This window comes from Pseudomonas sp. TMB3-21 (assembly GCF_054898145.1).
In genome coordinates, this window is sequence record NZ_CM142718.1 from 4,232,875 (window position 1) to 4,248,926 (window position 16,052).

A 16,052-nucleotide genomic window follows, 5' to 3' on the forward strand; every position below is an offset into this window, starting at 1 on the left:
AGAAGGGCGGAGCTATGACATCCATGACAAGCCATCACCAGGACAAGGCGACGTTCCTCGAACGCCTGATTTTCAACAACCGCCCGGCAGTGATCGTGATCTGCCTGCTGGTCAGCATTTTCCTGTTCTGGCAGGCCACGCTGATCCGGCCGTCCACCAGTTTCGAAAAAATGATCCCGCTCGAGCATCCTTTCATTCAGAAGATGATGGAGCATCGCAACGATCTGGCGAACCTGGGCAACACCGTGCGCATTTCGGTGGAAGCCACCGACGGCGATATCTTCTCCAAGGAATACATGGAGACCCTGCGTCAGATCAACGACGAGGTGTTCTACATTTCCGGCGTTGACCGCTCAGGCCTCAAGTCGCTATGGAGCCCGAGCGTGCGCTGGACCGAGGTGACGGAGGAGGGCTTTGCCGGTGGCGAAGTGATTCCGCAGAGCTACAACGGTTCGCAGGAAAGCCTGGATCTGTTGCGCAACAACGTACTCAAGTCCGGTCAGGTCGGACGTCTGGTGGCCAACGACTTCAAGTCGAGCATTGTCGACATTCCGTTGCTGGAGTCCTACCCGGACCCGCAGGATCAGGGCAAGTTGCTGGCGCTGGATTACCGCAAGTTCTCCCACGAACTCGAAGACAAGATCCGCAACAAGTTCGAAGCGCAGAACCCTAACGTCCAGATTCATATTGTCGGTTTCGCCAAGAAGGTCGGCGACCTGATCGATGGTCTGGTGATGGTGGTGATGTTCTTCGGCATCGCCTTTGTCATCACGCTGATCCTGCTTTACTGGTTCACCAACTGCATGCGAAGCACCGTCGCGGTGTTGAGTACCACGCTGGTGGCGGTGGTCTGGCAGCTGGGGCTGATGCACTTTTTCGGCTTCGGACTCGATCCCTACTCGATGCTCGTGCCATTCCTGATCTTTGCCATCGGTATCTCCCACGGTGTGCAGAAAATCAACGGTATCGCCCTGCAGTCCAGCGAGGCCGACAACGCGCTGACCGCAGCGCGGCGAACCTTCCGGCAACTGTTCCTGCCGGGCATGATCGCGATTCTTGCCGATGCGGTGGGTTTCATCACCTTGCTGATCATCGACATCGGCGTGATTCGTGAACTGGCCATCGGCGCGTCCATCGGCGTGGCGGTCATCGTGTTCACCAACCTGATCCTGCTGCCGGTGGCGATCTCCTACGTGGGAATCAGCAAACGCGCGGTCGAGCGCAGCAAGAAAGACGCGCATCGTGAACACCCGTTCTGGCGCTTGCTCTCGGGTTTTGCCAGTCCGAAAGTGGCGCCGGTGTCTATCGTTCTGGCCTTGCTGGCCTTCGGTGGCGGTCTCTGGTACAGCCAGAACCTGAAGATCGGTGACCTTGACCAGGGCGCGCCGGAACTGCGTCCGGACTCGCGCTATAACAAGGACAACAACTTCATCATCAGCAATTACTCCACCAGCTCCGACGTATTGGTGGTGATGGTCAAGACCAAGGCAGAAGGTTGCTCGCGCTATGAAGCGATGGCGCCCATCGATGAGTTGATGTGGAAGATGCAGAACACCGAGGGCGTGCAATCGGCGATCTCCCTGGTGACCGTGTCCAAGCAGATGATCAAGGGCATGAACGAGGGCAACCTGAAATGGGAAACCCTGTCGCGCAACCCGGACGTACTCAACAACTCCATTGCCCGCGCTGATGGTTTGTACAACAACAGTTGCTCGGTGGCGCCGGTGCTGGTGTTCCTCAACGACCACAAGGCCGCTACGCTGGATCGCGCCGTGCATGCGGTGCAGGAGTTCGCCAAGGAGAACAACAAGGACGGTCTGGAATTCATTCTCGCGGCGGGTAACGCCGGGATCGAGGCGGCGACCAACGAGGTGATCAGGGAATCCGAGCTGACTATCCTGATTCTGGTCTACATCTGCGTGGCGACTATGTGCATGATCACCTTCCGTTCCTGGGCGGCGACCTTGTGCATCGTCCTGCCGCTGGTGCTGACGTCGGTACTGGGTAACGCACTGATGGCCTTTATGGGCATCGGCGTGAAAGTCGCCACGTTGCCGGTGGTGGCGCTTGGGGTGGGGATCGGCGTGGATTACGGGATCTACATCTACAGCCGTCTTGAAACCTTCCTGCGTGCCGGTCTGCCGTTGCAAGAGGCTTACTACCAGACACTGAAGTCCACCGGTAAAGCCGTGCTGTTCACCGGTTTGTGCCTGGCGATCGGGGTGTGCACCTGGATCTTCTCGGCCATCAAGTTCCAGGCCGACATGGGCCTGATGCTGACCTTCATGCTGCTCTGGAACATGTTCGGCGCGCTGTGGCTGTTGCCTGCGCTGGCGCGGTTTCTGATCAAACCGGAGAAACTCGCTGGGCAGAAGGGTAATTCGCTGTTCGCTCACTGATTGCCTGCAGAAACAAGAAAGCCGCAACCTCAGGGTTGCGGCTTTTTTGTCAGTGCGGTGTCAACGCGGTTCCAGCGGCAGGAAAACGCTGCTCGCCAGTTGCTCGCTGATCATGCCGTGATGAATGTCGATTTTTTGCTGCGCGTCCTTGGCCTTGAGCATGGCTGATTCATAGGTTTCAAAGCGTTGCTCTTTGGTCTTCAGATGGGCGCGGGTGTAGTCGACTTTTGCATCGTTTGCTTTCGCGTAGTGAAAGTGTGCGTACCACCAGGGTTGATTTTTCTCGTCCTCCAGGACGTATTCCTGCATGAAGTCTTTGCGGCCGGTCTTCAGTTGCACCCTCCCAGCCTTGGCCCGGGCATAAATGGCGTTACTCTCTAACAAATACTGCACACCTTCGCTGGTGGGTGGTCGCGCCAGGATCATGCGGGCGCGAAGCTCCGTGCCTTTGATGTTGAGTGCACTGGCTTTGGCACGCAGCTCTTTGATCAGGTCAGTGTCCTGCCCCCGGTTGACCGGTGCGTCGGCATGCTGCTCAAGCCCGGAGGCATAATCCGTCAGCTTGCGGGCCTCGCGTTGCAATTGCTCTTCGATTTCCAGAGGGGAACTCGCACGCAGTGCATAACCCTCAATTTTTTTCACCTGACCATCGACATTGTTCAGCGCCTTGCGCGCGTCACCTTTAAGTTGCGAATAAGGGCGTGCAACCGCGGCACGTGCAGGTGCCTGAGGCTGTTCGATTTCCACCCAGACATTCGGTTCATGTTCATGGAAAGAAGCCAGAGGCCGATCCTCAAACGGGCCATTGATGTCGATGATGTCCCCACCCTGATTGGCGATTCGTGGCCGCAGCTCACCAATCAAAGCGCCTTTAGTGGTTTTGATGACCCTTTTGCGAGTGGCCCGCGGGGTGGGCGGCCTGCCTGGTTGCCCACTGCTACCGGCAGAAGTGGAGGGTGGTTGCTCGGGCTCCGGCAAAGCCTGCAGCTGGTCAGCCAGTCGCCGCTCGGCGTCGACGCGCAGTTCTCCGATGATCTCCTGCAAACGATTGAACGCGGATGTTTGCAACTCGTCGGCATTGAAAATGCCGATACTTTCCAGTCCGTCCTGCGCTTTGCTGTAATGATCGACCAGGTTGTCAAGCACGGCGATGCGATCACTGCTGCCGTAGGCGTCGGAGGTTTGCAGTTCAGCATGCGAGCGCGACAACAGCAGCGCCGGATTGACTGCGGCTTCGAGTGCCGCGATGGTGCTGCTGTGCATCGATTCCACGCTGAGTACTCGCAGCACCACCAGTTGGTAGGCTTTGACACGCAATGAATTGAGTTCGTTTTCGGGGCGGTTGCCAGACAGGCGTTGCCAGGCTTCGGCACCTACGCGAGGAATCTGTTTGAGCTCGAGAAGCTGGCTGTCCACCTGTTCATAAAACTTGATCATGGTCTCGTTGATTTCGGCCGTTTTGCGCATGAACTCGTAATATCGGTTCATGATCTGAAGGCCCTCAGTGGCCAGCGCTGCATTGAGCCGGTCTGCGCCACTGCTGAAATCGACATAATGACGGTTTATGGCTTCGCGCTCCACGTCCGTCATGACCAGGCGTTTACGCGCGTTGTTGATGCTGTTCTCAAGCAGATTCGATAAACGGGCTGGGTCTGGATCGTTTTTTTTCAAGGCGGCGAGCTCCTTGATTTCGGCAATCTGTGTTGCGTAAGTGGCGGTCTGTTTATCCAGCTCCTTGCTGTAAAGCTGCCTGAATATAGAACGGTCCTGTTCGGATGCGGTGGCGAGGTCCTTTTTTTGATTCATCAACTGTTCGGCAAAATCCACGCCTTTTTGCACCCGCTGTTGGCCCTGGAGGAACGCTTCAAAATTGTGCTCCAGCAGGGCAATGCGTTGCTGGGTGGCTTCTCGTTGCGCATTGATTCTTGATTGACGGCCACCGCCGTCCAGCTTCAAACCCTGATCGAGGCTCCAGTGCCCGTTTCCATTGCTCCTGAGCTTGATGCCCGGATGGTCGGGGTGCTCGGGGTGAACCAGATAAACGTCGCCGAAGCCGGGTACGATGCTGACGCGAAACAGCAGCCCGCCGAGCGTGGCGTGCCACCTGGTGTCGATCAGATACAAACCTTTGAACATGCCGGTGGCGACCGGATCAGGCAACGATGCCGGCCAGGTGACGCGAACCTCGAACAACCGGGTGAACATCCTTGCCGAAGCGGAATCCCGAGCAATCGACAGGTTGAAATCCAGCAGCGTACGGCCACTACCCGGTGGCTCCGAGGTCAGCCCCGGTGCTTCTTCGGTGATGACGGCGTCAAGTGCCGAAGGATAAAAGACGCTCGGGCGGCGCAACGGCTCCAGGGTGACCGCGCCTACCTTGGTGCCGGCCTCAGGCCCAGGTGATGGACCATGAGCTTTCGCCACATGCAGCAGCACCAGCCCCAGATTCAACAGTAAATCGATCCAGGCCAGCTCCCGCGCGCGAGGGTCGCCGCCGTCCAGAGCCGGCAAATCGTTAACCAGCGCATGGACGATTTGCAGCATCCAGGCGACGAGCATGGCCGGGCCTTGCAGCGGCAGAGTCAGTACGTTGAAGACCAGCCAGGCGCCTTCAAGGATGATTGCCCAACGACTTTCCGCGTTCGAGACGGACTGCTGGTCAGCCAGTTCTACGAGGGTTTTGGCGTTACTGACAAACAGACAGGAGAGCACGCGGTTTTCGTCGACGGCTTTGAGCCAGTCAGCCGCCGCCGCGTCGCCTACCAGAATCGCCGGTGCCGGCTTGTCGAACGTCGGGAACTCGTCGCCGAGATGGACATGAAGGACGTGCGGTTCGCGGAAGCCGTTATGGGCATAGATGGGCCTTGAGCGATCAGAGAGCCAAGTCAGCACACTGGTTTGCAGGGCGCCGGTGCGGACAATCGCTTTGAGCAAGTCACTGCGGCTGGCGTACTGCTGCAGGGCAGGCGTATAGAGCGGGCGGTAAAGAATATGCGGACCATCGGCGTCGAGGTTTTCCGGTTCGATGATGAACATGTTGGCGACTACATCGCATTCGGCGTTAGCCTTGCGTTGAAAAGCCAACGGCCGGATGACAATGGCCTGCCCGTCGACTACGCGTTCGGCGGCCGTGTCTTGCATCAGCGCCATCACATAGCGATAGCCGGTTCGGTCGAATCCCTGTTCAGCCTTGATCGAATATTCGAGGGCGAGCAGGGGTAACTGAATGGCCAGTTCCAACGAGAACAGGCGCTCACGCTCACGGGCTTCGGCGCTGTCACCGAGAAGGCGCGCGTCGATCATTTCAGGGTAGTGTTTGCCAACATCCACGCGACTCACCAACTCCAGCAAGTACGTTTCGGTGGTCCAATCCTGGATCAATTGATTACTGATATGCCGAACGCTCATGCGGCCTTTCGGTTTGCTCGAAAGGTTGTTGATCGCCAGATCCGTCAGCGACATTTTCACCGGTTCGAGGTAGCCACTGCCGAGGTCGCCGACCGGCACGTGGAAGGTCAGCTCAAGTTCATCGGCGTTGTAACCGGGAGCCTGCGGTTGATCTTCGAGCATCTGTCTGTGCAGCGCTTTTTTTGCGAACGTGCGGACGTCATCGATGCCATCGCGGAACGAGCGGCCGCCGGTCTGCTGTTTGACGCTGGCCAATGCCAGGACGTGTTCCCGATAGGCCATTCGGTCTGCAGCGCTTGCCGCTTGCAGCCAGTCGGGGATTGTGGCCTGTATCGATTTAAGGTGGGGCGACGTGGTTGGCGTTTCGATGAAGAGGCGAGCAACATCGGTGATCGAGTCGATGCGCTGTTGCAACTCGTCCAGGCTCTGGCCAGCAGGGAATCGCAGCGCTGCGAGGTTTTCCAGTTGCTGGTTCAGCAGCAACGCCGCCTGCGTGTCGAAGAGATTGCCGTCCGGCTGGAAGCGCTTCCAGCTGATTGTGTCGGCCGCATGCTGTTGCCGAAAACGCTCGCCCCAGACCGCGCCGAAATCATCCAGGGAAGGGTACGACTCGATGATGCCGGTCACGCTGCACAACAAATGCGTGTCACCGCAAATGACCAGAAGGTCGGGTGTCTGTACGGTGACCGTCACATCGCCTTTGGTCAGCGTGGTCTGCAGCGTACAGGCCTGAATCACGCCTTTGCCCCATGGTTTCTTTAATCGCGCCTGGCGATCGGGGTTGTTGGCCAGCTCCGTCAGCATTTCGGCCTGCATTGCATCAAGGCTGGCGTGGCGGACTGCAGCGGTTTTCAGGAGACCGGCCAGCAGGTCACCCAGCCACTGCCAGCGGCTGGCGCCCGTACCGCTATCGTCATTCCAGTAGGCAGTCAGGGATTCCTGCAGGCCGATGTACAAAATATCCGGTAGACCGAGAATGATAGCCGCTATCACCTGCATGTCGGGCAGGCGAGCGGTGTTGTTATTGATGCTCAGTCGCGCCGGTGGTTTGTTGGTCAGAAAACACTCGCGGCCCTCTTGGTCGGCGAGGTCAAGTGGCACACCGCTGGCCAGATAACCCAGCACCGCGTCCAGCAAACTGGTCAGCCGCCAGGCACCTTCACCGATAGGCTGGGCGATTTTAGTGCGATATGGATCGAAGTCCATGTGGGGGTACATTTCCAGCAATCCGTCCTTGAGCAGGCGCGCGGTCTCCGAGCGCAGAGTCGGTCGTGTGCTGAATTGGGCGCTGATGGCGCGGGAGATTATGTCGGTCGAGTTGGCCGCGTCGGGCAATGATGAAGCTGTTGGCATGGTGCAATCCTTGGCATGGTTGGATTGCACAACGTAAAGCGGCAAAAAGCAGAAAGTGCGGTAGCGGGATACCGCAGATCAGATGACGGATGTGCTAGAGGAACTCAGCGTGAAGGGCATCTGTAAGGCGGTGTCAGGACGGGTCGCTACCCAGCACCACACTCAACGCACTGCGCGCATCGTCGAGCTGCACCAGCGTGGCGTGTCGGGCGCCGAGAGCGTCGCGGTTTTCGATGGCGGTAAGGATGGCCTTGTGTCGCGGCAGCGCCAGTTCATGCAGATTCGGACGCTGGTTGGAGTGCTTCAGCGCTTCGGCAATCGCGACCGAGAGCATGTTGCACAGGTTCGCCAGCAGGTCGTTGTGGGTGGCATCGGCGATGCGGCTGTGAAAATCCAGATCCGGTTGCAGCAACGCTTCGGGCGTCGGCGCGGTTTCCATGCGTTGGTACGCTTCACTGATGGAGGCGATGTCGGCGTCGGTAGCGAATTGCGCAGCAAGGGCTGCTGCGGCGGGTTCGATGATGCTGCGTACGCTGGTCAGCAGATCGAAAAACTCATTCTGCGGGCTGCTTTGCATCAGCCAGTGCAGCACATCCGGGTCGAACATGTGCCATTCCTTGCGCTGCTTGACCACCGTGCCGACCCGCGGGCGTGAATACACCAGACCCTTGGCGACCAGTACCCGCGTGGCTTCGCGCAGCACCGGCCGACTGACCGCGTACTCTTCGCACAACAGTGCCTCGGCGGGCAATTTATCGTCCGGTTTGAAACGCCCGGAGACGATTTGCATACCCAGTTCCTGGACGATGCGCGAGTGCATGCTTTTGCGGTCGGAAGGTTTGCGGTAATCCATGGGAAGCGGCGCGATCCTGTGCGATTGAGGTGTGGCGCATGATAGCAGGCGTGGACTCAGTCCTGAATGAGATGAAGAGCCAATGTGGGAGTGAGCCTGCTCGCGATAGCATTAGTTCAGTCAACATTAATGTTGAATGTTCGGCCGCTATCGCGAGCAGGCTCACTCCTACAGGGGGGGTCAGTGAGAGTGGCGGGGAACCTCTGACCCGCGGCAACCGACCAGGAAGTCAAAGTCACACCCCTGATCCGCCTGCAATACATGATCAATATAAAGCTGACGATAACCGCCGACGATCAACTGCTGCGGCGGTTGCAGGTCGGCCATGCGCGAGGCGAGTTCGGCGTCCGGAATATCCAGGTGCAGACGGCCATTGGCACAATCGAGCTCGATCCAGTCGCCTTCCTTGACCGTCGCCAAAGGGCCGCCGGCCGCCGCTTCCGGCGCCACATGCAAAACCACCGTGCCATATGCAGTGCCGCTCATGCGCGCATCGGAAATCCGCACCATGTCCGTGACGCCCTGGGCCAGGAGCTTGGCAGGCAAGCCCATATTGCCCACCTCGGCCATGCCTGGATAACCCTTCGGCCCGCAGTTCTTCATCACCAGAATCGAGTTGGCATCCACGTCCAGTTCCGGATCGTTGATGCGCGCCTTGTACATGTCGAAGTTCTCGAACACCACCGCGCGGCCGCGATGTTGCATCAGCTCGGCACTCGCGGCGGACGGCTTCAGCACTGCACCCAGCGGCGCCAAATTGCCGCGCAGCACGCAGATGCCACCGTCGGCGCGGATCGGGTTGTCGAGGGTGCGGATCACTTCGTCTTCGCCATAAATCGGCGCGTCCCTGGTGTTCTCGCCGATCGACTTGCCGTTGACGGTCAAGGCGTGCGGGTTCGGGATCAGGTTGGCTTCGCCGAGGCGGCGCAGCACCGCAGGCAAGCCGCCGGCGTAGTAGAACTCTTCCATCAGGAAGCGCCCGGACGGTTGCAGGTCGACGATGGTCGGTATGCCGCGACCCATGCGCGTCCAGTCATCAAGGTCCAGTTCCACGCCGATACGGCCAGCAATGGCTTTCAAATGGATAACCGCGTTGGTCGAACCACCGATGGCGGCGTTGACCCGAATGGCGTTTTCGAAGGCCTCCTTGGTGAGGATTTTCGACAGGCGCAAATCTTCGCGAACCATTTCCACGGCACGCATGCCGGACATGTGCGCCAACACGTAGCGGCGCGCATCCACCGCAGGAATGGCGGCGTTGTGGGGCAGGGACGTGCCTAGCACTTCAGCCATGCACGCCATGGTCGAGGCCGTGCCCATGGTGTTACAGGTGCCAGCCGAGCGGGACATACCGCCCTCGGCCGCGAGGAAATCGTCAATGGTGATGGTGCCGGCCTTCACCTGCTCGCTGAGCTGCCAAACCACGGTGCCCGAGCCAATGTCCTTGCCCTTGTGTTTGCCGTTAAGCATCGGCCCGCCGGTGACGACGATCGCCGGCACGTCGCAACTGGCCGCGCCCATCAGCAATGCCGGGGTGGTTTTGTCGCAACCGGTCAGCAGCACCACGCCATCGATCGGGTTGCCGCGAATGGCTTCTTCCACGTCCATGCTCGCCAGGTTACGGGTGAGCATGGCGGTCGGGCGCAGATTCGACTCGCCGTTGGAGAACACCGGGAATTCCACCGGGAAGCCACCGGCTTCGATCACCCCGCGTTTGACGTGCTCCGCAATCTGGCGGAAGTGCGCGTTGCAAGGGGTCAGTTCCGACCAGGTATTGCAGATGCCGATGATCGGCTTGCCGTGAAACTGGTGGTCGGCGATGCCCTGATTCTTCATCCAGCTGCGATACATGAAGCCGTTTTTATCGGCCGTACCAAACCATTGGGCGGAGCGCAGGTTGGGTTTCTTATCAGACATGATCGATTCTCTTATTGTATGACTATATTGTTTTAGCTGATGAATAACATAAGCTCAAATTCCCACCATTGGAAGTGTTGTTGCTCAAATAGTATTACTATATAGTCGGTTTCAACGGAGGGATTGGCCCTGGCGATTTTCGCGAGAGGCGTCCCCCGAGTTTCTATAACAACAACAATCGGAGACCGATCCCATGAGCCAGGAACTGCGGCTTATTCGTCGCATTACACTGAAACTGATTCCCTTCCTGATCCTGCTGTACCTGATCGCCTATGTGGATCGCTCCGCCGTCGGGTTCGCCAAGTTGCACATGGGCGCCGACATTGGCATCGGTGATGCGGCTTACGGTCTGGGTGCCGGGCTGTTCTTCATTGGCTACTTCCTTTTCGAAATCCCCAGCAACCTGATGCTCGATCGCTTCGGCGCACGTCGCTGGTTCGCGCGGATCATGATCACCTGGGGCGCCATCACCATCGGCATGGCATTCGTCCAGGGGCCGCACAGTTTCTACGTGATGCGCTTCCTGCTGGGTGCCGCCGAAGCCGGGTTCTTCCCGGGTGTTCTCTACTACATTACCCAGTGGTTCCCGGTGCGCCATCGCGGCAAGATTCTTGGACTGTTCATCCTCTCGCAACCGATCGCCATGCTGATCACCGGCCCGGTGTCCGGCGGTTTGCTGGGCATGGATGGCATCCTCGGCCTCCACGGCTGGCAGTGGTTGTTCATCGTCATCGGCACCCCGGCGATCCTGTTGACCTGGCCCGTGCTGCGTTGGCTGCCGGATGGTCCGCAGCAAGTGAAATGGATGGACCAGGCCGAAAAGGACTGGCTGAGCGGTGAGCTGAAAAAGGATCTGGAAGCGTACGGCCAGACCCGCCACGGTAATCCGCTGCACGCGTTGAAAGACAAGCGAGTGTTGCTGCTGGCGCTGTTTTACCTCCCGGTGACTCTGAGCATTATGGCCTCGGGTTGTGGTTGCCGACCCTGATCAAGCAGTTCGGCGGCACTGACCTGGTGACTGGTTTTGTCTCGTCGGTGCCGTACATTTTCGGGATCATCGGTTTGCTGATCATTCCACGCAGTTCCGACCGTTTGAATGACCGTTACGGTCACCTCGCAGTGCTTTACGTGTTGGGTGCCATCGGCCTGTTTTTCAGCGCGTGGCTGACGGTGCCGGTATGGCAACTGGCGGCATTGTGTCTGGTGGCGTTTGCGCTGTTTTCCTGCACTGCGGTGTTCTGGACCTTGCCGGGCCGTTTCTTCGCCGGCGCGAGCGCCGCGGCCGGGATCGCGTTGATCAACTCGGTCGGCAACCTTGGCGGCTACATTGGCCCATTCGTGATCGGCGCGCTGAAGGAATACACCGGCAACCTGGCCTCGGGTTTGTACTTCCTGTCGGGCGTGATGGTGTTCGGTTTGGTACTGACGGGCGTGGTCTATCGGGTGCTGGAGCGCAAGCACGCGTTGCCGGCGGATCAGTTTGCCGCGAGTGCGCGGGGTGCTACGCGTACCTAAATGACTGACACCGGCCCCTGTAGGAGTGAGCCCGCTCGCGATTGCGGTGTATCAGCCACCAACAATTCTGGATGTGCCGACGCTTTCGCGAGCAGGCTCACTCCTACAGGAATCTGCGGTGTTTCGAATAACACAGGAGAAAATCATGCGTCTGGTTCAATTCGAATTGATTAACGGCGAGCGTCGGGTTGGCGTGGTCGAGGGCACTCTGGTCCGTGAAGTCCAGGGCGCACGTACGGTGCGCGATCTTGCCCTGGCGGCCATCGAGGCCGGCGTAAATCTTGAACAACAGGTGAAAACCCTCGGGCTGGGCATTACCCACGATTACGCCGAACTGCTGACCGAACTGCGCATCCTGCCGCCGCTGGATCACCCGGATACGGCGCACATGCTGGTCAGCGGCACCGGCTTGACTCACCTGGGCAGCGCCTCGGCGCGAGACAAAATGCACCAGCAGGCCGGCGACGAGACGGCGATGACCGACACCATGCGTATCTTCAAATGGGGCGTGGAGGGCGGCAAACCCGCAGCAGGGCAGGCCGGCGTACAACCGGAGTGGTTCTACAAAGGTGACGGCAGCATTGTCGTGCGCCCGGGCCAACCGTTTCCGCTACCGCCGTTTGCCGAGGACGCCGGCGAAGAGCCCGAACTCAGCGGCCTCTACATCATCGGCCACGACGGCAAGCCGTATCGACTCGGTTTCGCGGTCGGCAACGAATTTTCCGATCACGTCATGGAACGCAAGAATTATCTGTACCTTGCACACTCGAAATTGCGCAGTTGCAGTTATGGTCCGGAACTTCGGGTCGGTGAACTGCCTCAACATCTGGCAGGCACAAGTCGCATCCTGCGTGACGGTGAAGTGTTGTGGCAGAACGAGTTTCTCAGTGGCGAAGCGAACATGTGCCACAGTCTCGAGAACCTCGAGTACCACCACTTCAAGTACAGCCAGTTCCTGCGACCCGGCGATGTGCACATCCATTTTTTCGGCACTGCGACGCTGTCGTTCGCCGACGGCATCCGCACGCAGCCGGGCGATGTGTTCGAGATCAGCCAGGCCGAATTCGGTGCACCGTTGATCAATGGCATCATGCCTGTCGAAGCGTCATACGAACCCGGCACCATTGGCACTCTTTAAGGAGAACTTCATGACCAGCATTCTTGGCCACAACTACATCGGCGGCCAGCGCAGCGCCGCCGGCTCCCAGACCCTGCAAAGCGTCGACGCCACGACCGGCGAGCCGTTGCCACATGAGTTTTACCAGGCCACCCCAGAAGAAGTCGACGCCGCTGCCAAGGCCGCCGCTGCCGCGTACCCGGCTTATCGCAGCTTGAGCGCTGAACGTCGTGCGGAATTTCTCGATGCGATCGCCGATGAACTGGACGCGTTGGGTGACCACTTCGTTGCCGTGGTTTGCCGTGAAACCGCTTTGCCGGCCGGACGCATTCAAGGCGAACGCGGGCGCACCAGTGGCCAGATGCGCCTGTTCGCCAAAGTGCTGCGTCGCGGCGATTTTTATGGCGCACGGATTGATCAGGCGTTGCCCGAGCGCCAACCATTGCCGCGTCCGGACCTGCGCCAATACCGCATCGGCCTCGGCCCGGTTGCCGTGTTCGGTGCAAGCAACTTCCCGTTGGCGTTTTCCACGGCAGGCGGCGACACCGCATCTGCGTTGGCCGCCGGTTGCCCGGTGGTGTTCAAGGCCCACAGTGGACACATGGCCACTGCCGAATTGGTCGCGTGTGCGCTGACCCGCGCTGCGGAAAAAACCGGCATGCCGGCCGGTGTGTTCAACATGATTTATGGCGCCGGCGTCGGTGAAGCGCTGGTCAAACACCCCGCGATTCAGGCAGTCGGCTTTACCGGCTCGCTCAAGGGCGGTCGGGCGCTGTGCGACATGGCGGCGGCGCGTCCGCAGCCGATTCCAGTGTTTGCCGAGATGTCGAGCATCAACCCGGTGATCGTCTTGCCGCGGGCGCTGAAAGCCCGTGCAGAAACAGTGGCGCGTGACCTGACCGCTTCGGTGGTTCAGGGCTGCGGGCAGTTCTGCACCAATCCTGGCTTGGTGATCGGTATTCGCTCGCCGGAATTCAGCGCCTTCGCGCAGCAGGTTGCGCAATTGATCGGCGATCAACCGGCGCAGACCATGCTCAACGCCGGCACTTTGGGCAGCTACGGCAAAGGCCTGCAAAAACTCCTCGCGCATCCTGGCATCGAGCATCTGGCCGGTCGTGCGCAGGAAGGTAATCAGGCGCAGCCGCAACTGTTCAAGGCCGACGTCAGCCTGCTGATTGACGGCGATGAAGTGCTGCAGGAAGAGGTGTTCGGTCCGACCACCGTGTTCGTCGAAGTGGCTGACCAGGCGCAATTGAGTGCGGCCTTGAACGGTTTGCACGGCCAGTTGACCGCCACCATCATCGGCGAACCAGCAGACTTCGAGCAGTTCGGCGAATTGACCGCGTTGCTGGAACAGAAGGTCGGCCGGATCCTGCTGAACGGCTACCCGACTGGCGTGGAAGTCTGCGATTCAATGGTGCACGGCGGACCGTACCCGGCCACTTCCGATGCGCGCGGCACGTCTGTAGGCACTCTGGCCATCGACCGTTTCCTGCGGCCGGTATGTTTCCAGAACTACCCAGACAGCCTGCTGCCGGACGCGTTGAAAAACGCTAACCCGCTGCGCATCCAGCGCCTGGTGGATGGTCAGCCGTCGCGCGACGCGATCAAGGGCTAACGCAAATCCTGTAGGAGTGAGCCTGCTCGCGATAACCGAGTATCAGGCGACATCGGCGTTGAATGACACGCCGCTATCGCGAGCAGGCTCGCTCCTACAGGGGGTTGTGTCGTTTCCGGATTAGCTGATCGTTCCCACGCTCCGCGTTGGAATGCATCCCGGGACGCTCTGCGTCCAATCGAAGCCGAACGCGGAGCGTCCGATGAGGCATTCCCACGCAGAGCGCGGGAACGATCTTGGTGGGGTGCGAGGCTGCCCGAGAGCTTCGGTGCAGGCATGCGCTATCATTGCGTCTTTCCTCTCCAAAGATTGACTGCCATGACTGCCAACACCGACACCTTGCTCCAATCCCTCGAACACGCAGACATGCTTGAAATCGACGGGCTGCACGCGTTCGATTTTTCCCTCGATGAAGACGACAACCTGCACATCGAATGCATGGACGGCCGCGCGCTCAAACGCTGGGCGTTCAGCATGGCGCAGATCGAGGCCGCTACCTTCGACCCTGACTTGAAAAGCTGGATCATCACAGGCGATACGGGCGAACACCGGCTGGTGCCTTTGGACGCCATCGGTGGTGATAACGACGAGGACGAAACGAATGAGGATGCGTAACTTCTGGCCACTGTTGATTGCCGGCAGCGTCGGCGCGATGGGCGTTCAGGCTGTGGCTGACGAGCGCTACGACCTGCTGGTCGGCTCCTACACAGCGGGCCAGAGCGAGGGCATTTATCGCCTGAGTTTCGATGCCGCTACCGGCCACATCGACGCCAAGCCGCTGCAAGTGATCAAAAGCGAAAACCCATCCTGGCTGACACTCTCGAAGGATCAGCGCTACCTGTTTGCGGTCAACGAAAACGGCCCGGGTCAGGCCGATCCGGTAGGGCGCGTCAGCAGTTTTGCGATCGACCCCAAGACCCACGCCTTGAGCCTGATCAATCAGGTGCAGAGCCTGGGCAATGAGCCGACCCATTCGAGCCACAGCACGGATGCCAGCCATTTGTTCGTCAGCAATTACTCCGTGGTCGAAGATCCGGGTGGCACGCTGGCGGTATTGCCGGTGAGCGCGGATGGCCAGCTCAAAACGGTGGTGCAGATGAGCAGCCATACACCGAGCCGGGTCAACCCCGAGCGGCAGATGTCGGCGCACGTGCATTCGACGGTCTCGTCGCCAGACGGCAAATTTGTTTTCTCCAATGACTTGGGCGCGGACAAGGTGTTCGTTTATCGCTTCGATCCGAAAGCCAATCCCGAATTGCCATTGATCGCCGCCACACCGCCATTCGTGCAACTGCCGCCAGGCAGCGGGCCGCGTCATCTGTTGTTCAGTGCCGATGGCAAACACGCGTGGCTGACCATGGAAATGAGCGCGCAGGTTGCCGTGTTCAATTATCTGGACGGCAAGCTTGACCAAACGCAGATGGTCGATCTGGCAGCGGGACAGCCCACTTCCGACAAGGCTGCGGCAGCGCTGCATGCGTCCGCCGATGGCAAGTTTCTGTATGTGAGCAACCGCGGCACGGCAAATCAGCTGTTGGTGTTTGCCATCGACCCGGCGTCGGGCCAGCTCAAAGAGCTGCAGCGGCGCTCCGTGGAAGGGGATCACCCGCGCGAGTTCAGCCTCGACCCGAGCGGCAGGTTCCTGCTGATCGCGAATCAAAAAAGTAACCAGATCGTCGTGGTCGAGCGCGATGCCAAAAGCGGTTTACTGGGCAAAACCGTGCAGAAACTGCCAATGGACGCGCCCAGCGATTTGAAGTTTCTGGTGCGTCAATAAGCCGCAGGCCCCGGTGGATGGGGCCTGCACGCTTGTATCAATGCGGATGATATGTAGAAGTGCTACAAAGCATTTCAAGGGTTAAACCCTCGAAG

At 59.4% G+C, this 16,052-nt stretch carries 8 protein-coding genes and 1 pseudogene; 6 read left to right on the plus strand and 3 right to left on the minus strand.

The features are described 5' to 3' along the window. The first annotated feature begins 23 nt into the window (after window positions 1-23). Window positions 24-2,399, plus strand: coding sequence for an efflux RND transporter permease subunit (locus ACYZTS_RS19400; RefSeq protein WP_028621141.1), 2,376 nt, complete (start codon window positions 24-26; stop codon window positions 2,397-2,399). A gap of 60 nt (window positions 2,400-2,459) precedes the next feature. Here the strand turns inward: ACYZTS_RS19400 and ACYZTS_RS19405 are convergent, their stop codons facing one another. From ACYZTS_RS19405 to ACYZTS_RS19415, 3 genes are all read right to left on the minus strand, one after another. After that, on the minus strand, window positions 2,460-7,160 hold the full coding sequence (locus ACYZTS_RS19405) for a dermonecrotic toxin domain-containing protein (RefSeq protein WP_461991342.1): 4,701 nt from the start codon (window positions 7,158-7,160) through the stop codon (window positions 2,460-2,462). Between the two features lie 133 nt (window positions 7,161-7,293). Further along, window positions 7,294-8,013 carry a FadR/GntR family transcriptional regulator gene (locus tag ACYZTS_RS19410; RefSeq protein ID WP_461991343.1) on the minus strand — a complete coding sequence of 240 codons (720 nt, stop codon included), beginning with the start codon at window positions 8,011-8,013 and terminating at the stop codon, window positions 7,294-7,296. Between the two features lie 180 nt (window positions 8,014-8,193). Next, window positions 8,194-9,930, minus strand: coding sequence for an IlvD/Edd family dehydratase (locus tag ACYZTS_RS19415; RefSeq protein ID WP_461991345.1), 1,737 nt, complete (start codon window positions 9,928-9,930; stop codon window positions 8,194-8,196). 193 nt (window positions 9,931-10,123) lie between these two features. Between ACYZTS_RS19415 and ACYZTS_RS19420 the strand changes: the two are divergent. The 5 genes and pseudogenes from ACYZTS_RS19420 to ACYZTS_RS19440 all read left to right on the plus strand — a co-directional run bounded on the left by ACYZTS_RS19420 (window position 10,124) and on the right by ACYZTS_RS19440 (window position 15,957). Then, a pseudogene (locus ACYZTS_RS19420) lies at window positions 10,124-11,445 on the plus strand (MFS transporter). A gap of 145 nt (window positions 11,446-11,590) precedes the next feature. Further along, on the plus strand, window positions 11,591-12,583 hold the full coding sequence (araD1, locus tag ACYZTS_RS19425) for an AraD1 family protein (RefSeq protein ID WP_028620579.1): 993 nt from the start codon (window positions 11,591-11,593) through the stop codon (window positions 12,581-12,583). A 10-nt stretch (window positions 12,584-12,593) separates the two neighbouring features. Beyond that, entirely contained in the window at window positions 12,594-14,180 is a 1,587-nt protein-coding gene (locus ACYZTS_RS19430) for an aldehyde dehydrogenase (NADP(+)) (RefSeq protein WP_028620580.1), read from the plus strand. A gap of 318 nt (window positions 14,181-14,498) precedes the next feature. After that, window positions 14,499-14,795 (plus strand): DUF5629 family protein, encoded by a 297-nt coding sequence (locus ACYZTS_RS19435; protein WP_461991347.1) that lies wholly within the window; start codon window positions 14,499-14,501, stop codon window positions 14,793-14,795. Next, window positions 14,788-15,957, plus strand: a complete 1,170-nt coding sequence (locus tag ACYZTS_RS19440) for a lactonase family protein (protein ID WP_461996484.1) — start codon at window positions 14,788-14,790, stop codon at window positions 15,955-15,957. The genes ACYZTS_RS19435 and ACYZTS_RS19440 overlap by 8 nt, the downstream gene beginning before the upstream one ends. Window positions 15,958-16,052 lie beyond the last annotated feature (95 nt).